This is a genomic window from Thermofilum sp., from assembly GCA_038741495.1.
Taxonomy (GTDB): Archaea; Thermoproteota; Thermoprotei; order Thermofilales; family Thermofilaceae; genus Thermofilum.
In genome coordinates, this window is sequence record JAVYKX010000001.1 from 695,813 (window position 1) to 716,816 (window position 21,004).

The following is a 21,004-nucleotide window of genomic DNA, read 5'->3' on the forward strand; positions in this document are numbered from 1 at the left end:
TAGCACCGGAGGTAGAAGCCTGCTCCAGCGATTTCAGCATTTCGCGCGCAGTGAACGCGAGAAACTGCCTCCAGGAGGCCCTCTAGGCCTTGATAGTGGCTTTAAACTCTTCGATAAAATCCTCGACGGATATAGCGGTCACACCGTACCTCGCGTATCCGGAGTACCTGGAGGGGTCATCGGTCAGGATCGGGATGTTCCTCAGGACGGCGATCGCAGCATTGAAGACATCTACCAGGTTGAAATCCTGGTTGCGCTTAACGAGGTCTGCCGCGATCATAGCTGCTCTCAGGGCAGTTTCCCTGTCGATGTTCTCCACAACGTAGAGCTTGTAAAGCACCTCGGCAGCTCTCTCCAGGAGGGAGTAGTCGTGGAGCTTGTAGTAGATGTAGGAGAGAAACTCCTGGACAGATAGAACTGAAACGTGAATCCTAAAATTTTGATAGGATAAGCACGAGCAGATTGCGCACTTCCTGCGAGTGCAGGTACGTGAGAGCGTACGTGTCGACCAGAACCTCCCTGTAAGGCAGCTGAGAAGACATAGGCTCACTCAGCTCATCGCAGCTTCCTCCAGCTCTCTTCGCTCAAAGCGACTGTCTTCAAAGTATATCCCCGGAAGCTTCGCCACGTAGACGACCATGTTCGAGTAGTCGGCTCTTACAATATCAAGTGCATATAAGTACCCCGGAAAGTTTAAGTATTTCACAGTTTCAGCAGGAGTTGCGAAGGGGTCGATGAAAGTTTCAAGAAAACCCTTAACAGCGCTCGCCGCCGCTCTGGGGCTAGTGTTTCTCTTGGCTAACGCACCGCTACTCTCAAGGGCGCAGCCCGTGCCGAGAGAGGAGGCTGGTGTAGAGGTTCTGCCGGCCTTCACGAACAGGTCTAGGTTCCTCATAGCCTGGGTGACGCCGTGGGGCTACCTCTTCGACAGCGAGAGCTTCAGCGGGGACTTCATCCCAGGCATAGTGGTCGCTTACGACGTAGACTGCGGCCTATGCACCAGCGGCCTCGAGTCGTGGCTTGACCGCTCTCTAAAGTACGTGGAGGCACTCAGGGAGAAAAGCGGGATTGTTTTCGTCAACTTGTTCCCGGAGAAGTACCACCCCTCGTGGAAGTGGCGCGGCGAGCTGACTAGAGTTGCGCTGAACGAGATAGTGCTCAGCGAGCTGAAGAAGATCGTCGGGGACGGGGATGGAGTCTACATAGGGTTCAGCGAGCTGACAGCTTGCGTGAACGACCAGGGCTGCCGGAGCGAGCTGGTCGACGCGTACAGGGCTCTGAGGAGAGAGTTCCCCCTGGCTAGGCTGTACTACTACGGCTCTGGGGGAGACCGGGTCGAGGCTGTGGTGGCGCTGTACAGGGAGGCCGGGCTGGACCTGGTGGGGCTGGACGTGTGGGACTACGAGTACAGGAGTGGCAGAGTGGCTATCGCCAGGCACCTCGCCGAGAAGCTGAGAGAGCTCGCCGAGCAGGTACCGAACGGTAGCCTGATGGTGGGGGAGGTGGGCTTCAGGCTGAACGACCGCGAAGCGTATGTGGAGGCTTGGAACTGGCAGAGGCCCATCGTGTACGATGAGGGGGCTGATGCCACCTACTACAGGTAGGTTGTAGAGCATCTAGCGAGCCTAGGCCTTAGGCCCGCGTTTCTCGGAGTGTGGGCGTGGAACGATGGGGTGTTCGCCATTCAGAAGGACTTCGAAGTGCAGAGAGCGATCGTCGAGGCAGCTCAGGGCGCGGGGCTTCAGCCGAGAGTGGTGTGCAAGGAGCGTTCCGGAGCGGCTGCCGTGCTAGCGGTAATCGCCGCGGCTCCCGCGTTAGCCGCAGCGGCTCTTCTCCTGCTATTCAAGGTGAGGAGGCGTAAGCAGGAAAAACTAAGGCTAAACTAAGACTTACGGCATTAGTATTTAGCACTCCACTCTTCTCCAGGAGGTGTCGTAGCAGGCTTCAGCCGGTACCTCGAGAATGGCTCTCAGCCTGATATCTCTCGAGGAGGCTCCCACTCTGACCTCGTAGGCTCCCTTTTCGACAACCCACTTCCCTCCGTTGAACGTCGCGAGGCGCTCTAACGGCACTCGCACTTCAACGCTCTCCTCCTCTCCGGGTGCAAGCAGCTTAGTCTTGCGGAAGCCTTTGAGCTCCTGGAAAGGCCTGCTGAACTTGCTCTCCAGGGCTCTCAAGTACACCTGGACGACCTCTTTGCCCGGATACCGCCCGCTATTCCTCACCTTCAGCCTGACGACCACTTCACTCCCGCTCAGCTTCACCTCGAGGTCGCGGTAGTCGAACGCCGTGTAGCTGAGCCCGTAGCCGAACTCGTACGCAGGCTCGACAGCGAAAGTGTCGTAGTACCTGTACCCCACGTAGATATCCTCGCTGTAGATCACCTCCTCGGGGTCTCGGGGCGGCGTGCCCGGGAACGTCCTCGCGGCGGGTATCTCGTAGAGGTCCCTGGGCCAGGTCAGCGGGAGCTTACCGCTCGGCGAAACCCTGCCGAGGAGGATGTCGGCCACCGCCCTACCTGCTTCCTGGCCGGGCAGCCAGATGGCGAGTACGGCGTCTACCTTGTCCCTCCAGCTCGCCACGTCCACGGGTCCAGGGACGTTTAGCAGGACGACTACCTTTTTCCTGTGCTCGTGGAAAACGCGGGAAACTCGCTCTATCAGGCTGAGCTCATCATCCCTCAGGTAGTAGTCTCCCTTGACCGGGAACCTGTCGAAGCCCTCGGTGGATATTCTCGAAACCGTTATGACCGCTGCATCGTTCCTCTGCGCCGCCTCCTCGAGGAAAGCGTCGGTGAACGGATCCTCTTGAAGGTGCATCACCCGCGTGTACTCCATCATCATGTCGACAAAGTGCGTCATAAGCATCTCGATCAGCCAGCTATCTGACTTCGCGAGCGCCCCCTCCCTGTAAGCCCTGTAGAGCTGCAGGGATTCACCGTACTCGTAGAACCTGTGCACCATGCCCCTGTAAACTCTCTCGATTTCCTCGTCGACCAGCGCACCCCTCTCCCTCAACCCGTCCGCGATGGAGACCACGTAGCGCGGGTAGGAGTCACCGCTCCCCAAACCGCCCTTCACAGTCCAGTAAGACCCCCTCCCGAACAGGGCGACGCGCGGCTTCTCGGGTAGCGGTAAAGCTCCCTCGTTCTTCAGCAGCGCAGCCCCCTCCACGGCAGCCTCGTAAGCCACTTTCGCGTGCTCCTCAAGTTTCAGGTCCCCGGAGCCCTCCTGCCCCCTAAACCTCGGGCTTTTAGCCACCAGCTCCAGGACTCTCCTAGCTCTCGCGTCGACAACCTCCCCCGGTATAGCTCCCCGCTCGTATGCTTTGAGAAGCTCCGCGACCACCTGGTCGCTGCCAGGCATGATGAGGTCTACTCCGGCTTTAATCATTTCAACCGGGTTGTCGCCAGCGCCCCAGTCGGTCATCACAAGGCCCTCGAAGCCCCACTCCTCCCGGAGAACTCTCGTTAGAAGCCACTCGTTCTGAACGCAGTACTTCCCGTTGAGCTTGTTGTAGGCGCCCATCACAGCCCACGGCTTAGCCCCCCTCACAGCGATCTCGAAAGGCCTCAGGTAGATCTCGCGCAGCGCTCTCTCAGAAGCTGCGACGTTGTACAGCAACCTGTTAGTCTCTTGCTCGTGCCCGGCGAAGTGCTTCAAGGTCGCGCCCACTCCAGCTGACTGAACACCTCTCACGTAAGCCGCACCCATCACGCCGCTGAGCAGAGGGTCTTCGCTAAAGTACTCGAAAATCCTCCCGCACAGCGGGTGCCTGTGGATGTTCAGCCCCGGTGCTAGCACAACATCCACTCCGAGCGCCCTAGCCTCCTCGCCTATAGCTCTCCCGACCCTCTCGACCAGCTCCACGTTCCAGGCGGAGGCCAGCACGATCTCGTTGGGGAACGAAGTCACGTAGTACCTCTGCGCGTCACCCAGCCTCAGCGGGTGCACTCTGACGCCCGCGGGCCCGTCGGCGAGAACCACTGCAGGCACTCCGAGCCGAGCCACAGGCCTCGTCTCCCCTGCTGCCCCGTGCACCAGCTTGGAAAAGCCTGCGCCAACAAGTAGGGATATCTTCTCCTCGATGCTCATCTTGCCCAGGATTTCTTGAACAGTATGCATCGTTACCACTGAGCGTGAAGCTGAGACCGCATAAGCTTTTAGCCTGTCTTCCCCCGCTCGAGCAGCACTGGGACCGCGTTTTCCGTGAGACTAGGAGGGGTTGAGCTACAGCGGCGTTCTCAAAGGCTCGCTGCCCAGCGCGGCCCTCAACGAGGCGCCATGCTCCTGAGAAGGCTGCGCAGCTTGTCCTGAATCTCTTCAAGCTCCCTGTAAGTAACCACGGTGATATCTTTGAGATCCTCAGGATGCCGATCCACAACGTCCGGCAGCACGCCCTTGATGCTCCCCTCTTTAACCACTACCAGGAACCTGTAGCCGGGGACGTCTATTCTCTTAGCAAGGCTAGCAAGGAAGCTGAAAACGTCTTGCGCAGTATCGATCAGGAGGGCGTGGTCACCTTTCCGGGCTAAAAGATGGAAAACATGGCTATAGCCGCTTAAACCTTCAACGCTTACGTTAGCCGTAACCGCGAAGCCCTCTTCTGAGAGAATCCTCGAGATAAGGTCTAGCACCTCCTCGCCCTTCGGCATGAGCTCTCTACACCTACAACTAGGAGGCGCGTGGAAAGTTTTACAAGAGCTCTTTTTTTATCCTTTACTTCTACATTCTTGGAGATCTATTCTCGTTGCGGAGAAGTCTCTGCGTTCACCCCCCTCCCTTGAACTCTGCCCCAGGAGGTGAGGCGCTGAGCCGTGTAACGCTGTGGAAGTTTTACAGGGCTTGGGTGGGTGAGGTCACGTGCACCGGTTCCCGCAGCTAACTCCCTTCGAAAGGTTGAAGAGAAGCTGGGAGTAGGGGTGAAGCCCGCTGAAACGGTGCAGCAGTTGGGTCGCTGATTATTGCAGTGCCCTGGCGGCAAGGCTTTGAAGAAGCTTAGGATTGCGCCCGCCGAGCTGTGATTCACCAGAAAGAAGTTGAGCTGTCAGCCTTTCTGGAATAGGTTTTCCCGGCCTAAAGGATGCGAGAATTACCGAAAGGCTGTAAAGAGGATAGGCTTTTCCGGGCGGGAGCGCTCTTCGATCCTCGGCCTAAAACTTGCAGGAGAGCTCTCTTTGACTTTAAGGAGGAGCTGGAAGAGCGCACCAGGCAGCATAGAAGGCTTTTAGCCGCTTGAGCTCTTCTCGCTTCTGAGAAGCTGTGAGGTTGTCAGACAGGTCGGTGTGCCACACGTTTAGGCTTCGGGCTCTCTCATCATCCACGCATTTACCTGCGCGGTAGTTTAAGTAAGTGGTGGCTCGGATCCCTGCTCCGCTAGCGCTGAAGAGCCTCGGAAACTGCAGTGCTACCTTCGCGTGAGCAAGGGTAAAGGATAAATTGTTAGAGTCTTGATTGTTACAATCGTGAATGTAAAATTCGTCGACCGCGAGGAGGAGCTGAACTTCCTGGAGAAGCTCTGCAGCGAGGAGAGGGCCCACCTCGTCATCGTCTACGGGAGGCGGAGAGTGGGTAAAACGAGGCTGCTGCTCGAGCTGCTGTCCAGGAAGCCTGGCCTCTACTTCTACATTCCCTTAGGCGGGAGCGACACGGTGCTGGCAGAGCTCTCCAGAGTGGTGGAGGGTGAGCTCTTCAGGGGTTTCCGCTTCCCGGACTTCTCATCATTTCTCGAGTACGTTGCGAGGAAGCTGGAGAAGGGTGAGCTCGTAGTCCTGGACGAGTTCCAGCGGCTGGCAGAGGTTGAGGGGGCCATCTCGCTCCTTCAGAAGTACTGGGATGAGCGCTTCTCCAGGCTGCGCGGCACTCTCGTACTTTCCGGCTCCACGGTGGGAGTGATTGAGAGAGTTGCTTTGAGGGGTGATGCCCCTCTGTACGGGCGCAGGACCGCGGTGCTAAAGCTCGAGCCTCTACGTTTCCGCGCGCTAGCCGACTGGTTCGCTAGGTACGAGCCCCTAGACCTCGTCAAGACTTACGGGGTTTTCGGGGGTACGCCAGCCTACCTCGAGCTTGTGGACGAGGGGGAAAGCCCTGAGGAGAACGCTATCAAGCTGGTGCTGAGCAAGCGGGGCCCCCTGCACGAGGAGCCGCTCTTCCTGCTTCTCGAGGAGCTGAGGAGCCCGGCCCGCTACCTGGATGTGCTCACCGCGGTGTCTCAAGGGAAGCGGACGCTAAGCGAGATCGCTAGCGCCGCCGGAATCCCCAGAGAGAACTTGACAACCTACCTGGCCACGCTCGAGCAGCTGGGCCTGATTGAGAGGGAGAGGCCTGTCCTCTCGAAAGGGCGGTCGCTGTACTCGATCAGAGACCCTTTCTTCGCCTTCTGGTTCCGCTTCGTCCACTCCAACAAGTCGCTGCTTGAGAGGGGGCTGGAGAGGGAGCTGTGGGCTAGCATCGCGGCCGACTTCAACGCCTACCTCGGCTGGGTCTTCGAGAAGGTAGCGGTAGAGCACGTGGTCAGCGAGGCGCGCGCCGGGCTACTCCCCTTCAAGCTCGACACTCTGGGTAGGTGGTGGACTAGAGGAGAGGAGGTCGACATCGTAGCGGCATCCACTAGGGAGGGGGTCGGCGCGCTGATCGAGGTGAAGTGGGCTGACTTAAGCTACCGCGAAGCCAGATCGGTGCTCAGAAGGCTGTCGGAGAAGGGGGCGCAAGTCCCGCTGCGAGAGAAGCTATACGGGCTCGTGTCCAGGAAGCTGGAGAGAAAGGAAGAGCTGAGGAAGGAAGGCTACCTGGTTTACGACCTCGCGGACATCGTGGAGCGGTGACCTGCGCTTCGCGAAGGGCTTCGCCCGGTCAGCACCGGGTGGCGCGTTCCGCACGAAGCATTGGCAGCTGCTCCCGCAACAGTTTAAAGCACGCTGGGCTCGACTTGAGCGTGCGGGATGAGATAAGAGTAGCTAGCAGGGGGCGCGGCGTCTACGACATCACAGCGTACGCCGAGAGGCTTGTGAAGAGCTCTGGGGCGCGGAAAGGCCTCTTGATCCTCTACAGTGTAGACCCGCTGTGCCGGCTCGTCACGATCGAGTACGACGCTGACCTAATCGGCGACCTCATGTCTCTCATCGATGGCCTCAAAGCCAAGAACCCCTACGTGGTCGCCTCCATCTTTCACCCGAGCCTCGCGATCCCCTTCGAGGAAGGCCTCCTGCTCGGACCGTTCCAGCAGGTCTGCCTCCTCGACCTCAACGAGTCCGCAGGGGAGCGCAGAGTGGTAGCTGAGGTGATCTCTTGAGGGTAGCCAGGCTTTCGAGAATCGAGCTAGTCACCTACGGCCCCAACAAGCTCTTCGACATCACTGACCGCGTGAGCGAGCTCGCGAAAGGAGTTGAAGAAGGTGTAGTCTTGCTGCAAGCTGTCGGCTCGACAGGCGCGCTCATCCTCCTACCCAGGCGGCGGGATGTCGTGGAAGCATTCGAGCGCGACCTCTGGGACCTCGTGCCGACACTAGGCTGGAAGCATCCCGGCAACGCTTACGCGCACTTGCGGTCAACGCTCATAGGCACACTACTAGCGCTACCCGTCGCGGGCGGCTCGATACCCCTCGAGGAGAGCGGCATCTTCTTCCTCGAGAACCAGCCCGCGTTAAACCGCAGGAGAGTGATCGTAGCTGCAGTTGTCGCGAAAGGCTCGTAGGGCGGCGAGCGCAAAGCCGGCCAAGCTCGAGAGAACAGCTCAGCTGGACCCCCAGCGCTAGGGTATAACCCTTACCCTGCTCACTCTCTTGAAGTCTTCGTCAGTAGCGATCACATCCACTCCCAGCCTTTCCGCTACAGCTAGGTGAAGCGCGTCAGCAGGCAGGAGACCGTAAGCCTCAACGTAGCTTAGGCTCTTCGACCAGTCACTGTAAAGGATTTCCTCGACTCTTAAACCCCTTTCAGCGAGGTGCTCAATGTACCTGGAAAACCCCTCTAAGGCTTTAAAACACTCGGCTCTCAGCTTCCTGTCGGCTTTTTAGCTTCTCTCTAATCCTCCAGACATCTTTGGTGTCTAGCAGTGCACTCGCAGCAGCTAGCAGGAGCTTAAAAGAGACTTCCTCCAGCACTAGCGGTGTAGTGCAGGCAAGTACTTCGCTCCTCTCGACAGCCTCCAGCACTTTCTCCGCAGCGCCAGCACCTGGCTCGTCGAGGAGAAGCTTTAGGAAAACCGAAGAGTCGAGGAAAATCCTCAAGAGTTAAGCACCGCGTAAGCTTCCTCAAGCTCCCTGAGAGTTAGCTTACTCTTAACGAGGCCTCTCATCTTAGAGGTCGCGGTCGGCCCGCCTGTCGAAGCGATGAAAGCCTCCATGGCTCTCCGGAGGGCTTCGCTCCTCGTTAAACCAAGCGCCTTAGCCTTCCTCGTGAACTCGCTGAGCAGCTCTTCGTCAACTCTTACATACAAACCCCGCTTCCCCAAGTATATACACCCCTCACTATACGTAATACTACAGCTATATATACTGTTTCAACGTACACTTCGGCTCTTCCGGCGCGCAGTCCCCCCCAACTGTCTGCACTATGCCGGACTACCTCACGACTTCGAGAGAACTACCACGACGTCCTTGAGGCCCGGCTCATCGACCACGCTCGCAGCCCCAGCCTGCTCAAGTATCTCGGGCAGGAGCTCCGCCTTTTTCCTGAGGAGCGTCACCACCCCGCGCCCACCTCTCCTGAGAACCCTCTTCACCTCGCCGATAAGGCCGGGCGCCTCGTGCACTACAGTCACCGAGTACGCTACGGGAAAGGAGCAGCTCCTGAAAGGGAGCAGTTCCGCGTGAGCGCAGACAAGGTCTGCCAGCTCACCCCTCCCCCTCCGCTTCGCGGCGAGCAGCATGGGGAGCGAGAGATCCACTCCGACCGCGTAGCAGTGCAGCTTCTCCAGCAGGAGGCCGGTACCACATCCGGCGTCGAGCGCAGGCTCCTCGGGTGGAACAGCTGCTAGCACGACCCGGTACTTCGCCTCTTGCTCTTCCCGGTAGAGCTCGTCGTAGCCCTCCGCGAGCAGGTCGTAGCTCAAGCTCACCTTCTCCACGCCCGCGCTGCGGCGAGCTCCAGGCTTAAGTCTCTTCTATGCCAGTGCTAGGGACAGCAGCGGGGCGAAGATGAGCGAGGGGAGCATGTCCCCCACTCTAACCTTCCGCAAGTTCAGCAGGTTTACACCAACACCCAGCAGGAGGATCCCGCCCACAGCTGTAAGCGCACTAACCGAGGACTGCGGTAGCGATGCTCTCGCAGCCCACCCCAGCAGGGCGAGCGAGCCTTGAAAGCCGAGGAGAGGTAAAGCACTCGCCATCACACCCCAGCCCAGGGACGCAGCGTACGCTACAGAAACCACCCCATCCATCACCGACTTGGTTAGCAGGATTGTCGGGTCACCCATCCCATCCCTCAGCGAGCCGACAACAGTCATCGGCCCGACGCAGAAAGTTAGGAAAGCGGTCATCAGCCCTTCCGAGAAGGAGGAGCTGCGCTGCGAGAACCGGGACGCGAGAGACTCTATCCTGCCCTCAAGCCTCGCCGCGTGGCCCGCGAGCGTTCCCAGCAGCAGCGAAGCAACCAGCACGATCGGGTTAGCTTTCTCCAGAGCCATGCCCGCGCCGAGCCCGAGCGTGAATAGCCCTATCGCGTCTTTCACGAGCCCGAGCGCCCGCTCAGGGACTTTAGCCCGCAGAGCGAGGCCTAGAGACGAGCCGAGAAGCACAGCAGCCGTATTAACCAGCGTCCCGAGCATGGCGGCCCACCTCCTGCAAAGGCTTCACATATACTAACCGTCGCGAAGCGGAGAAAATAAGCATCTTTGAAAATGATGCCTTTTAAAGTATTCATACAGGCATGTTTATATATAGGTTCCCCGCATACGCGGTCGATGGGGAGCGCGAAACCACGCATTTCAACCCCCCTCATTCTCGCAATCGCCGTCGTAGTAACTGCTCTGGTAGTAGGCCTCGTGGCTTACTACCTTGGTGCGGCTGCGGCTGTCAAGCCTAAAGCCAACCTGCTCGAGATCTACCACTGGTGGACTTCCGGCGGCGAGAAGGCTGCGATCGACGCGCTAGTCAAAGTGTTCCAGGAGAAGTACCCCGACGTGGGTGTGATTCAGAGCCCCGTGGCGGGCGGCGCCGGCTACGTTATGAAAGCTGTCATGAAGGCGATGGTCGCGGCGGGTGAGGCTCCCGACGCTTTCCAGATGCACCTCGGCTACGAGATGAAACCCTATATCGACGCCGGCTACCTGGAGCCGATTGACGACCTGTGGAAGAGCGAGGGCTGGGAGCAAGTCTTCCCGCCCGTGATCAGGGACATGGCCTACTGGAACGGCCACTACTACGCTGTACCTGTGAACATCCACAGGGCGAACGTGCTCTGGTACAACAAGAGGATTCTCGACCAGTATGGGATCGACCCGAACACGTTGAAGACTTGGGACGGCTTCTTCGCCGCTTGCGAGAAGCTCCGCGCAGCCGGCTTAAGGTACCCGATCGCGATGGGCGGCATCGGCAAGTGGGAGATTGCGCACACGATCGAGCAGATATTCCTGAGCCAGGGTATCGACTTCTACCAGGACCTCATCAACGGCAAGCTGGCGGACCCGAACGACCCGCGCCTGGTTAGGTCCTTTGAGATCATGAGGAGGTACATGGAGTACGTTAACCCTGATTACGCCTCGCTGACGTGGGACCAGGCAGTCGCCAAGGTGATCAGGGGTGAGGCCGCCTTCACGATCATGGGCGACTGGGCGAACGGCGAGTTCTACGTTGCCGGCAAGGTCTTCAACGTCGACTACGGCGCGATACCCTCACCCGGCACAGAGGGCATCTACATGATAGTCTCCGACTCCTTCCAGCTGCCGAAGGGCGCTAAGCACCCGGAGAACGCTATCAAGTGGCTGAAGGTCGTCGGGTCCAGAGAAGGGCAGGACGCTTTCAACCCGATTAAGGGCTCTATCCCCGCGAGGGTGGATGCGGACATCACGAAGTACGGGCCCTACCAGAGGAAAGCTATCGAGGACTTCAGGACTGCGAAGTACATGGCCCCGAGCATCGTTCACGGCAGCGGAGCTCCTGAGAAGTTCGCGAGCGCCTTCAACGATATAGCTTCCGACTTCGCAACCACCAGGGACGTGACTAAGGCCTGCAGGGCGATCATTGACGCGATAAACGCTGCTAAAGCCGACTACACGAAGACCTGGAGGCTGACGGGAGGTTAAAGCTGGATGCTGGTTTAAAAACAAGTTTTTTCTCTCGTGTGGGGTGGTTGCATGAGGCTTGAGGGTAAGCATGTGCTATACTTCCTTCTGGCGTTGTTTGTGGCTGTAGCGTTCTTCTTCATCTACTGCCTTATCGGCTGGAACGTTGTGCTGTCGTTCGCCCAGAGCAGGGGGCTGCTCATCGTCTACGAGTTTGCCGGCTTCCAGCAGTACGCGAAAGCTGTCAGCGACCCTGTGTTCTTCGTCTCGCTTAGGAACAACGCGCTCCTCATTCTACTCTTCATACCGGGGAGCATAGGCCTAGGTCTTTTACTGGCGATCTTGATGAGCACTGTCGGCGGCAAGCTCGAGACGTTTTTCCGCATGATCTTCCTCCTACCCTTCTCCCTCTCTTTCGTGGTCACAGGCGCTATGTGGGCCTGGATGTACAACTACACGTTCGGCGTCGCGAACACGCTGCTCTCCGCGCTGCTGGGAGGGCTGCGCGTGAACTGGCTGGGCGACCCGGAGATAGCTATGTACAGCGTGATCCTCGCGCTCATGTGGCAGTTCTCCGGCTACACAGCCCTAGTGTTCCTGGCGGGGATAAAGTCCGTGCCTGTCGAGCAGCTTGAAGCAGCTACCGTCGACGGGGCGTCGACGATACAGGTATACTCGCACGTCATCATCCCGCAGCTGAAGCCGTGGATCCTCTCAGCTTTCGTCGTCCTGATGGTCTTCGCCCTCAAGGCTTTCGACTTCATCTACGTTCTGACCAACGGCGGCCCAGGAGTGTCGACGTACGTGCTAGCTCTGCTAATGTACCGGAGAGCTTTCTTCGAGACGGACTTCCCCTACGGCGCGGCCCTGGCAACAATACTCCTACTCATCGTGGTCGCCGTGGTGGCACCTTACCTCGTGACCTCTACGAGAAGGAGGTGATGCGCGTGAAGCTGGCTCGAGTTCTGGCCGGCGCGGTCCTCGCGGTTCTCGCGCTGCTCTGGCTGCTGCCCTTCTGGTCGGTGATCACCACAGCGCTCAAGGATGACCTTGAAGCGAGGATGACGGTCCCCATAGTTCCGCCTTCAAGGCCTACGCTCCTGCCCTTCGCCAGAGCCCTCGAAGCGATGAGCCAGGGCTTATTCAACAGCCTAGTCTTCACGGTGTCCGCCACGCTTCTCTCCACGCTCATCGGGTCGCTCAACGGGTACGTGCTGTCGAAGATTCGCTTCAAGCACTCCGATATCGTCTTCCTGCTGCTGAGCTTCGGCATCTTCCTCCCCTACCACGCCATCGCTATACCGCTGCTCATGGTGACCAGCAGGGTGGGCCTGTACAACTCGCTGCTAGGGATGACGCTTGTCCACACGATCTACGGGATACCGATCTGCAGCCTCTTCTTCCGAAGCTTCCTCGACGAGCTCCCCCAAAGCCTGATCGACTCAGCGCGGGTCGACGGCGCGGAGGAGACGACGATCTACTTCAGAGTGGTTCTGCCTCTCTCCTGGCCAGCTTTCGTCGTAACCGCCGTGTTCCAGTTCACGAGCATCTGGAACGACTTCCTCTTCGGCCTCATCCTGACGAAAGGCGCCAACCAGCCCGCTAGCGTAGTCCTCGCAAACCTCCTCGGAACCACAGCCGCCGAGTGGAACACACAGATGGCAGGAACCTTCCTATACGCGTTCCCCGTGATGGTGTTCTACTTCCTTCTAGGGAAGTACCTCATACGCGGCTACCTTGCAGGTGCGATCAAAGCGTAGACCGGGACCAGGCTAGGATCCCTGCTCTTCCCAGGGGGGAGTGCAGCCGGCACCATGGCTGCTGAGCTTCTCGACGCGCTGGAAAAACGGATAAATGGTTCTTCTGCACAGCCCGGTCAATGGCGCTCGAATCCAACTACGTTGAGGGAATGAAACTTCTGCGTAGCGCTGCAACTCTTCAGATAATCGCGTACGCTCTGAGCTTCGCGGGCTCGCTGCTCTTCCTGCTGTCGCTGCTACCTCTCTTCACCTCACTCCACTTCGCGCCGCGGAACGGCTTTCCTTCTTGGCCCGCTGTCATCGAGAAGCTGGCGCCGGGCTTAGTCCTGCTCGCCTTAGCGGCAATTCTCCTGATAGTCGCTGCCGTGCTCGGCTTTATAGCTATTTTCGCGAAGCTCATCCCCTCGGCCTCACGCCTAGCGAATTGGAGGAGCAGGCTCAGCACGCCAAGCAAGCTGGTCAAGTACGGCTACTGGGGCGCTCTAGCCTTCGGGATCCTGGCTCTGATCATCGTAGGGGTAGCGCTCGCCACCCTTGCCCCGCAGATTACGAGGGGCTTCGTCCCCGGGGAGGGAAGGCTCCTCGCGCTCCTGGGCTGGGTGCTGGGCGGAGCTGCTCTCGCCCTTATCGCCGCGATAATGAGCTTCATCGGCTGGATAGGGCTCCTCATCCTGCTCTTCGAGCTCTCATCGGAGACGGGTATCGGCGGCTTCAAGACAGCTGCAGTGCTTCACATCGCTGGCGTCGCAGCTTCTCTGCTCTCGGTTAGCGTGCCCTTGCTCTTCATCTCGGTTAGTGTGAGCACTGCTCTGGAGCTCGCAGCCTGGTACCTCACGAGGGATTCTGCGGAGAAAGCTCTCCAGCCCCCGCCACCCCCGCCGCCACCAACCCTTCCAACCTCTCCCTAGTAGAGATGCCTGGAAAGTAGTTTTTCCCAGTGGAGCAGCGACCGCGCCCGAGCTATGCGCCTCTATGCACCCCCGGCCTCAGGCCCTGCGGGTGGCTAAAAGCAGGCGCCGCGGGATTCGCAATACGTTTTTCAGCCCCGGCCAGCTTGTAGGAAAAGTGTCTTCGTCAAGCTTTCCCTACACGCCCCGGAAGCACCAACTCGAGGTCTCGAAGGAGATCAGCAGGGAGCTTAGGAGGCGGAACGTGATCCTGGAGGCCCCCACGGGCTTCGGGAAGACTCCCGTCGTGATACACGCACTCCTCCCCTACCTGGAGAAGGGGTACAGGGTAGTGTGGGCTGTGAGGACGGGGAGCGAGACCGACAGGCCGATGGAGGAGCTGAAAGTTTTCCGCGAGAGAGTCGGCGTGAAGCTGTTCGCGATCAGCTTCCGGGGCAAGCGGGACATGTGCCTCCTCGCCCGGAGGTTCGGGGAGAAGCTAGACTACTCGGAGGTCTCGTACATCTGCAGCAGGGAGAGGGCGAGGTGCCCGTTCTACAGGAAGCTCAGCGAGGGTGTCGACTTGGAGCGCTTCAGGCGCCGGGGCGCCCTGACGTTCGTGGACGTGCTCACTGAGGCTGAGAAGCTCGGGGTCTGTCCCTACTTCCTCCAGAGGAGCTTGCTGAGGTTCGCGGACGTAGTCTCTTTGAGCTACAACTACGTGGTCAGCGAGGAGTTGAGCTGGAGCATCAAGTCGGTTTTCCCCTTTCGCGACTCAATTCTCGTAGTGGATGAGGCGCACAACCTCCAGCACCTCGACCTTGGCGGCGACGTGATCACCGAGGGGACTCTAGGAAGGGCGGTGAGCGAGGCGAGGCAGATGGGCGAAGAGGAGGTTGCGGAGCTCGTCGAGCACGTTCGGGGCGCGGTTGAAGAGCTCTTCGGCAGGCTGGGTGAGGAGGAGTCGGCGACGTTCGAGCCTGAGCAGCTGCTCCCCGACAACTACCCTGAGCTGCTCGAGCGGGCGCTGAGGGTCGGGGAGGCAGTTCGGGAGCTGAGGTACAAGCAGGGGCGCAGGCCCCAGTCGAGCCTCCACCACTTCGCGGAGTTCATGAGCAGAGCGCTCTCCGCGAGGGGTGTGCGCGGAGTCGCGTTGATCGCCGAGAAGCTGGAGGGCAGGCTCCACCTCGAGATTCTCGACATGAGAGCTGCGGAGATCCTGCGGGGCGTGTGGAGGTCTTTCCGGAGAGTTATCTTCATGTCCGGCACTCTCTCGCCACTCGACGCCTTCGCGGAGACCGTCGGTGTCGACAACTACCACGCGATCAGCGTTCCCAGCCCGTACGACGAGGCTAACGCGTCCGTCTACGTCGTGAGGGACTTGTCTACGAGAGGAGAGGAGTTGAGCGACGAGATGGCCAGCAAGTACGTGGAGGCCGTCGCCAGGCTGCTCGGCAGGGTTCGGAGGAACACCGCGGTGTTCACAGCCAGCTACCGGGTTCAGGCTAGGCTTTTCGAGGCGGGCCTGCGCGAGAGAGCCGAGGAGCTCGGCTACGAGGTTTTCGCAGAAAGGCGGGACATGAGCGGTGACGAAGCCGACTCCGTCTTGAGGAAGTTCAAGTCGCTTGCCGCGGAGGGCCGGGGGCTCCTCGTCGCCCCGATGGGGGGCCGCTTCGCCGAAGGCTCGGACTACCCTGGGGAGGAGCTCATGTGCGTTTTCCTCGCGGGCATCCCCTTCGAGAAGCCGACCACGAAGACTAAGCTCTACGTCGAGTACTACGAGGAGCTCTACGGAGAGGATAGGGGGAGGCTTTACGCCTACGTGTACCCCGCGCTGCGGAAAGCCGCTCAAGCCCTCGGGAGAGCGCTCCGCAGCCCGTACGACCAGGCTGTCCTGGTTCTAGGCGATAGCAGGTACAAGACCTACTCGCAGCTTCTCCCAGACTACGTGCGCGAGCTCGCCAAGGAGGCGAGCTACAGGGATCTAGGCTCCGTGAGGCTCCCGTGGCTGGAGGTAAGGCTGCCTCGCCCCCCGCCTTGAGGCTCTGACCGATAGCTATTTTTCAGCCAGCACCCTCTGCACTCCCGATGAGGAAAGCTGCACTTCTACTCGTTTTCTTAGTGGTTCTGCTACCTGCTAACCTACCGCTCGCGCAGCCTCCACTGCCGGGGGTACCCGCTCTAGCTTCTCAAACGGCTTCGAGCGACATAAGCATAGGCAAGCCTGCAGTGGTAACGCCAGGAGGCTCCTTCTCCTTCTCCCTCTCCACCGACCCAGGCCCCCTGAAGGGCGGCTACATCTACAGCGTGGTGTTTGACGGAGGTAGGCTGGTGCTCTTAAACTACACGCTGACCCTGAGCTACTCCGCCGGGAAGGTTTCCGCCTCTCTACCGTCGGGCGTCCGGCCAGGTCTCTACGACCTTGTCGTCGTAGGGCAGGCTCGCATCGAGCTCCCGAGGAGCGTCTGGGTTCTCGACCCCTCGAAGACGAGCTTCAGGATCGTCCACGTGACTGACCAGCACTACGGCGCAGGACAGCCGGACATACTCACAGGAGATACGAACCGCTTTGCCGGCTACGTGGTAGCCTCCCTGCTCGCACCCGACTTCATCGTAGATACGGGAGACTTGGCGGACACCGTGAACGAGCGGTACTACCGCTGGGCAGTCGCCTACGAGAGAGCTTTCCTCTACAGCTACCCGATCTTCGCTATCCCGGGCAACCACGACACGCCAAGCGACTCGTGGAGCAAGCACTACGGTAGCCCCACCTGGTACAGGCTGATCGGTGACAAGCTGCTGATAATCGGATTATACACGTACGAGCAGGGCTACGCGCCGCTGGAGCAGCTGCGGTGGGCGGAGGAAGTGCTCAAGCAGCATGCCAGCGTACCCTACAAGGTAATTATGATGCACCACCCTGTCTTCTACTACCAGGGCGAGCTGAAGACAACGCATGACGATGAGAGAGTGATCTACCCGTACAGCCCCCAGAGCCCCGGCTCGCCGCTTTACTCATCTTGGAGCGGCAACATGGAAGCTACACGCTACTTTCTAAGGATAGTCGAGGAGAACGGTGTCTTCGCGGTATTCTCGGGTCACGTGCACCGCGACCTCTACGTCAAGTACACGAGCACCCGCACCGGCAGGACAACCTACTTCCTGACCGCGACGACGCTCGGCATGGGCTCCGCGATCTACGACGGCTTAGGCTTCTACGAGATTGACCTCAAAAGCGGCTCGATAAACTTCCCGGTTAAAACCAACACGTTCATCGGGTTTGCTAACGACACTAGGAGGCTTGCCCAGAACTCCATCCCGGTCGGCACCTACCCGCCACCTAACAACCTGGGTGTATCGAACCAGGTGTTCACGCCCTCCGCGCTCTACCAATGGCCTCACGCGTACGTCCTCACCCTAGAGAACAGGCTGGACTACCTCAACCTAGAGAACGTGGCCGTGTGGTGCCTCCCGTGGAGCGGGGAATTCTCGGCTAAAATCATCGAGAGCGCTGGTGGCGCTGAGTTCTCGGTGCTCGACACCCTGAGCCTCGGCGGCGAGCTCTACCTTGCAGTGAGGATCAAGCTCCCGCCCGGTGGGCGGCTTGTAGTCGCGCTGAGCAACGCGCCCGACACCTCGCCACCCACGGTCAAGAAGGTGCTGCTAATCCCAGAGCAGCCTCAGCCCGGCTCCAGCTTCCAGGCGCTAGTTGAAGTAGAGGACAGCGGCTGGGGTATCGCGCGCTTTACAGCCACCCTCGTGAGCGGGGGAGCCGCAACGCCACTAGAAGCTCAAATCTATACACCAGGCACTTTCGCGGACCCCATTAGTAGCTTCACTTACAGGGTGTCCGGTAAGGTACCTGCGGGGAGCGGCGAGGTAAAGCTAGTCTTCAGCGCAGTCGACTTCGCTGGGAACAAAGTCGAGAAGGAGCTCGTGATATTCCGTGCAACGGAGCAGCCACCGTCCCCACCCGCGCAGCCTCTGCCTACCCAGCCTCCGGAGCAGCCGCCTGCGCAGCCTCCAGAGCAGCCTGCGCCTGAGCAGCCCGCGCCCCAGCCAGCTTTCACCGCGCAGCCGATGCTGATAGCTGCAGCTGCTGCCTTGCTTCTCGCAGCAATAGTTCTACTAGTGGTGGCGGGCCTGCGCGCCAGGAGGAAAGCACAGCTTAACAAGTAGATGATAATCTCCGGGAAAGATAGTAAAGATAACTTTTTTATTTTCCCCTAAGCTGTTAGCACGATGAAAGCGGCGAAATTAGCAGTAGCAGCAGCTCTGATCGCGGTTCTCGCTTTTTCCACTTACGCGCCGGCGCAGCCTGTCATCGTGGCTGTAGACCTAGGCCATGGCGAGAGCAACAAGTACCTGAACTACATCATGGGTAACATAACTTTCGTAACATGGAAGGTGATAACGGGGAAGATCAACGCCTCCACCCTGAAGGGCGTGGACATCCTTCTGCTCGGTCAGCCGACAGTCGCCTTCGCCCCCGACGAGATCGAAGCTATCAAAGCCTGGCTAGCTACGGGGAACAAGGTGCTCTACGTTGCCGGAGACAGCGACTACGGGCCGGGAGGTAAGACGATTACTCAGCTGAACGATTTTCTCGCAGCGATCGGCACCAAGCTGAGGCTAGAGCATGTCGGCGTGTACAGCGACTACCCCGAGATGACGGCGAAAGCCTACTACAGGATGCTGACCTTCGTCGAGCCAGACAGCCACCCCCTTCTCCGCACTGACATTGTAAAGCGCGACATCACTCTACCAATACTCATGCACGGCCCAGGCTGCGTGATCTGGGTTGACGAGCGCGGCAACTACCGCGATCCCGTGAAGGAGACTTTCCCCGGCCTTGTGCGGCTTGTGTGGGCGCATAAAAGCTACGTTGCGGACAACACCGCCCCCACACCCTACCTCTACGACCTCATGAAGTACGGTAAAGGGACAGGCGACCACGACTTCGTCATGTACGCTGCCGAGTACTGGCCCGACAAGAACGTGCTCATCGTAGTTGCCAGCGAGTCCCTTTACGGCGACTACGAGCCCGCGTGGGCTTCAGTCTACTACGGTGTTGAGCTGGACGGCCCCACCTTCGTCACGAACCTGTTCCGCTGGTGGGTCTACGTGGTCACCGAAGTCCCCAAGCAGGCCGCGCTAGCTCAGCTCTCCAGCAGCGTGAGCGAGCTTAAGACCGGGCTAGCTAGCCAGGCGGGCGAAATCCAGAAAGTGAAGAGCGATGTTCAGGGCTTAAGCTCGAAGCTCGACAGCTTATCCGGAAAGGTGAGCTCCCTCTCCTCCTCGCTCGACTCGCTGACTGGCACCGTGAACGCGCTGATGGTGCTCTCCATCGTCGAAGCTATCCTGATTATCGCAGCGCTGGCGCTCATCCTGCTCAGAAAGCCTAAGGCAGCCGGCACCAGTGAGGCGAAAGCCTAAGAGCCGTGCTTTAAAAAGGTTTTTTCCTTCCATTATTTCTCGCGCAATAGGCTTTTTTAAGCATGCACGTGCTGAAGCATGGTGGTGAGGAGTGGATAGGCGGTTGATTTTAGCTGTACTGATTCTCTTCGTAGTGGCCGCGGCAGCGCTGCTCCTTCTCCCGAAACAGCCTCCGCCTCAGCAGCCTCCAGCCACGCAGCCGCCTGAGCAGCCTCCACATGAGCAGCCTCCACCTTCACAACCCCCACCCGCGCAGCCTCCACCTCAGGAGCAGCCGGCAGGCGTGACGCTGTACGTGATCACTAGGCACGAGCAGACAATACAGGATGCGACGAGGAAGCTGTTCCTGAGCAGCAGCTTAGCCAAGCAGTACAACATCGTGAATATCGTGTTCCTTCCCGTCAACGCGGAGCAGTGGCCTGAGTACATTAAGAGCGCGGCGGCGAAAGGGCAGGGTATCGACGTCGCGTGGGGCGGTGGGCCCACGCTCTTCAACCTCCTGGACGAGCAGGGCCTCCTGGAGCCTATCGACGAGAGTAAAGTCCCCGAGTTTAAGCTGGTCCTGGATGAGCTGAAGAAGATTCCCTCAAGCCTCGCTGGAGCCCCGACCTTCAAGGTCGGGAGTGACGGGAAGATTCGCTGGATTGGCGCTAGCGTTAGCAGTTTCGGCTTCACAGTGAACCGGGAGATCCTTGCAAGGTATAGCCTCCCAGCCCCGGTTAAGTGGGCTGACCTGGGTAGCCCCGTCTACGCGAGAACCCTTCCGGCGCTCCAGCTCGTCGGGGTGGCGGATCCCACGATGAGCACGAGCAACTTGAGGATGTTCGAGATCATCCTGCAGGCGTACGGCTGGGAGAAGGGTTGGAGAGCGCTCACCCTGATAGCCGCAAACTCGAAGATCTACAGCGGGAGCAGTGATGTGCGGGACGCTGTAATTAGGGGCGACTTGGCTGTCGGGACGACTATCGACTTCTACGGCTACACGGCGCAGCAGCAGAACCCCGCCTGCCTCTACGTCATCCCTGCCGGCGAGAGCATTGTCAACGCCGACCCCATAGCTGTGCTGAAAGGCGCGAGGCACCCGCGCGAGGCGGCTGTTTTCGTCGCCTGGGTGCTGAACGAGATGGGTGGGCAGCTCGTCTGGCTAGACCCCAACATCAACAGGCTGCCGATCAACCCAAAGGTTTTCGAGACGCCGGAGGGGGCGAAGAGGCCCGACCTCAAGAAAGCTCTCGACGAGCTTTTCTCCGCTTCGGGGATCGCCTTCAACGAGACTCTGTCCTCGCTCTGGGTGACTGCTGTCATGTACTACTTCAAGGCGACGCTGGTGGACGCCCACGACGACCTCCAGCCTGTGTGGGCGCAGATCGCCAAGGCCTACCTCGATGGGAAGATCACCCAGCAGCAGTTTAACATGCTGGTAGATGCTCTCACAGCGCCTCTCACGTTCACTGACCCCTTGACGGGCGCGAAGACGACTTTCACGCTGGACTACGCAGTCAAGATAAGCAGGTACATGGCTACAGACCCTGCTATCTACCAGAACCTTATGAACCAGTGGAAAGAGGCGGCTAGGGCACGCTACTTAAAAGCTCAGGAGCTTTTCAAGCAGGTAGCGAAGCCGTAGGTCAAGCTCCCGTTTTCTTCTCAGCTGGCCGTAAAACCCGTATTGTTTTTCCCTCCAGGCTTCGGAGCTCTGCTG

At 59.3% G+C, this 21,004-nt stretch carries 21 protein-coding genes; 13 read left to right on the top strand and 8 right to left on the bottom strand.

Annotation, left to right across the window (positions count from 1 at the left end):
• Positions 1 to 82: 82 nt before the first annotated feature.
• Together QXU72_03945 and QXU72_03950 are read right to left on the bottom strand one after the other, a co-directional pair.
• Complete coding sequence (locus QXU72_03945; GenBank protein MEM0494410.1) at positions 83 to 550, bottom strand: type II toxin-antitoxin system VapC family toxin; 468 nt, start codon at positions 548 to 550, stop codon at positions 83 to 85.
• The gene (locus tag QXU72_03950) at positions 551 to 706 is read right to left on the bottom strand and encodes a hypothetical protein (protein ID MEM0494411.1); all 156 of its coding nucleotides are present in this window, start codon (positions 704 to 706) and stop codon (positions 551 to 553) included.
• 28 nt (positions 707 to 734) lie between these two features.
• Between QXU72_03950 and QXU72_03955 the strand changes: the two genes are divergently transcribed.
• Complete coding sequence (locus QXU72_03955; protein MEM0494412.1) at positions 735 to 1,604, top strand: hypothetical protein; 870 nt, start codon at positions 735 to 737, stop codon at positions 1,602 to 1,604.
• A 69-nt stretch (positions 1,605 to 1,673) separates the two neighbouring features.
• Complete coding sequence (locus QXU72_03960) at positions 1,674 to 1,886, top strand: hypothetical protein (protein MEM0494413.1); 213 nt, start codon at positions 1,674 to 1,676, stop codon at positions 1,884 to 1,886.
• 18 nt (positions 1,887 to 1,904) lie between these two features.
• Here the strand turns inward: QXU72_03960 and QXU72_03965 are convergent, their stop codons facing one another.
• Together QXU72_03965 and QXU72_03970 are read right to left on the bottom strand one after the other, a co-directional pair.
• Complete coding sequence (locus tag QXU72_03965) at positions 1,905 to 4,124, bottom strand: beta-glucosidase (protein MEM0494414.1); 2,220 nt, start codon at positions 4,122 to 4,124, stop codon at positions 1,905 to 1,907.
• Between the two features lie 146 nt (positions 4,125 to 4,270).
• Positions 4,271 to 4,654: a hypothetical protein gene (locus QXU72_03970; protein MEM0494415.1), complete on the bottom strand. Its 384-nt coding sequence runs from the start codon at positions 4,652 to 4,654 to the stop codon at positions 4,271 to 4,273.
• An 810-nt stretch (positions 4,655 to 5,464) separates the two neighbouring features.
• On the opposite strand from QXU72_03970, the gene QXU72_03975 reads away from it, so the two are divergent.
• From QXU72_03975 to QXU72_03985, 3 genes are all read left to right on the top strand, one after another.
• Positions 5,465 to 6,823, top strand: a complete 1,359-nt coding sequence (locus QXU72_03975) for an ATP-binding protein (protein MEM0494416.1) — start codon at positions 5,465 to 5,467, stop codon at positions 6,821 to 6,823.
• Positions 6,824 to 6,933: 110 nt separating this feature from the next.
• The gene (locus QXU72_03980) at positions 6,934 to 7,290 is read left to right on the top strand and encodes a YjbQ family protein (GenBank protein MEM0494417.1); all 357 of its coding nucleotides are present in this window, start codon (positions 6,934 to 6,936) and stop codon (positions 7,288 to 7,290) included.
• A complete protein-coding gene (locus tag QXU72_03985) occupies positions 7,287 to 7,691 on the top strand; it encodes a YjbQ family protein (GenBank protein MEM0494418.1) in 405 nt (134 codons plus the stop codon). Before QXU72_03980 ends, QXU72_03985 begins: the two co-directional genes overlap by 4 nt.
• 283 nt (positions 7,692 to 7,974) lie before the next feature.
• Here QXU72_03985 and QXU72_03990 read toward each other — a convergent pair whose 3' ends face one another.
• The 4 genes from QXU72_03990 to QXU72_04005 form a co-directional block, all read right to left on the bottom strand.
• Positions 7,975 to 8,226, bottom strand: a complete 252-nt coding sequence (locus tag QXU72_03990) for a PIN domain-containing protein (protein ID MEM0494419.1) — start codon at positions 8,224 to 8,226, stop codon at positions 7,975 to 7,977.
• Positions 8,223 to 8,450, bottom strand: a complete 228-nt coding sequence (locus tag QXU72_03995; GenBank protein ID MEM0494420.1) for a ribbon-helix-helix protein, CopG family — start codon at positions 8,448 to 8,450, stop codon at positions 8,223 to 8,225. The genes QXU72_03990 and QXU72_03995 overlap by 4 nt, the downstream gene beginning before the upstream one ends.
• A 114-nt stretch (positions 8,451 to 8,564) precedes the next feature.
• On the bottom strand, positions 8,565 to 9,065 hold the full coding sequence (locus QXU72_04000; GenBank protein ID MEM0494421.1) for a class I SAM-dependent methyltransferase: 501 nt from the start codon (positions 9,063 to 9,065) through the stop codon (positions 8,565 to 8,567).
• 36 nt (positions 9,066 to 9,101) lie between these two features.
• Positions 9,102 to 9,764, bottom strand: coding sequence for a DUF554 domain-containing protein (locus QXU72_04005; protein MEM0494422.1), 663 nt, complete (start codon positions 9,762 to 9,764; stop codon positions 9,102 to 9,104).
• Between the two features lie 135 nt (positions 9,765 to 9,899).
• Here QXU72_04005 and QXU72_04010 point away from each other — a divergent pair, with 135 nt between their 5' ends.
• From QXU72_04010 to QXU72_04045, 8 genes are all read left to right on the top strand, one after another.
• Positions 9,900 to 11,240, top strand: coding sequence for an ABC transporter substrate-binding protein (locus QXU72_04010; protein MEM0494423.1), 1,341 nt, complete (start codon positions 9,900 to 9,902; stop codon positions 11,238 to 11,240).
• 51 nt (positions 11,241 to 11,291) lie between these two features.
• Complete coding sequence (locus tag QXU72_04015; GenBank protein MEM0494424.1) at positions 11,292 to 12,161, top strand: sugar ABC transporter permease; 870 nt, start codon at positions 11,292 to 11,294, stop codon at positions 12,159 to 12,161.
• 5 nt (positions 12,162 to 12,166) lie between these two features.
• Complete coding sequence (locus QXU72_04020; protein ID MEM0494425.1) at positions 12,167 to 12,979, top strand: carbohydrate ABC transporter permease; 813 nt, start codon at positions 12,167 to 12,169, stop codon at positions 12,977 to 12,979.
• Positions 12,980 to 13,098: 119 nt separating this feature from the next.
• A complete protein-coding gene (locus QXU72_04025; protein ID MEM0494426.1) occupies positions 13,099 to 13,887 on the top strand; it encodes a DUF973 family protein in 789 nt (262 codons plus the stop codon).
• Positions 13,888 to 14,044: 157 nt separating this feature from the next.
• Positions 14,045 to 15,907: an ATP-dependent DNA helicase gene (locus QXU72_04030; GenBank protein MEM0494427.1), complete on the top strand. Its 1,863-nt coding sequence runs from the start codon at positions 14,045 to 14,047 to the stop codon at positions 15,905 to 15,907.
• 47 nt (positions 15,908 to 15,954) lie between these two features.
• Positions 15,955 to 18,045 (top strand): metallophosphoesterase, encoded by a 2,091-nt coding sequence (locus tag QXU72_04035; protein ID MEM0494428.1) that lies wholly within the window; start codon positions 15,955 to 15,957, stop codon positions 18,043 to 18,045.
• 63 nt (positions 18,046 to 18,108) lie between these two features.
• The gene (locus tag QXU72_04040; protein ID MEM0494429.1) at positions 18,109 to 19,302 is read left to right on the top strand and encodes a hypothetical protein; all 1,194 of its coding nucleotides are present in this window, start codon (positions 18,109 to 18,111) and stop codon (positions 19,300 to 19,302) included.
• Positions 19,303 to 19,393: 91 nt separating this feature from the next.
• Positions 19,394 to 20,929, top strand: a complete 1,536-nt coding sequence (locus QXU72_04045) for an ABC transporter substrate-binding protein (GenBank protein MEM0494430.1) — start codon at positions 19,394 to 19,396, stop codon at positions 20,927 to 20,929.
• Positions 20,930 to 21,004 lie beyond the last annotated feature (75 nt).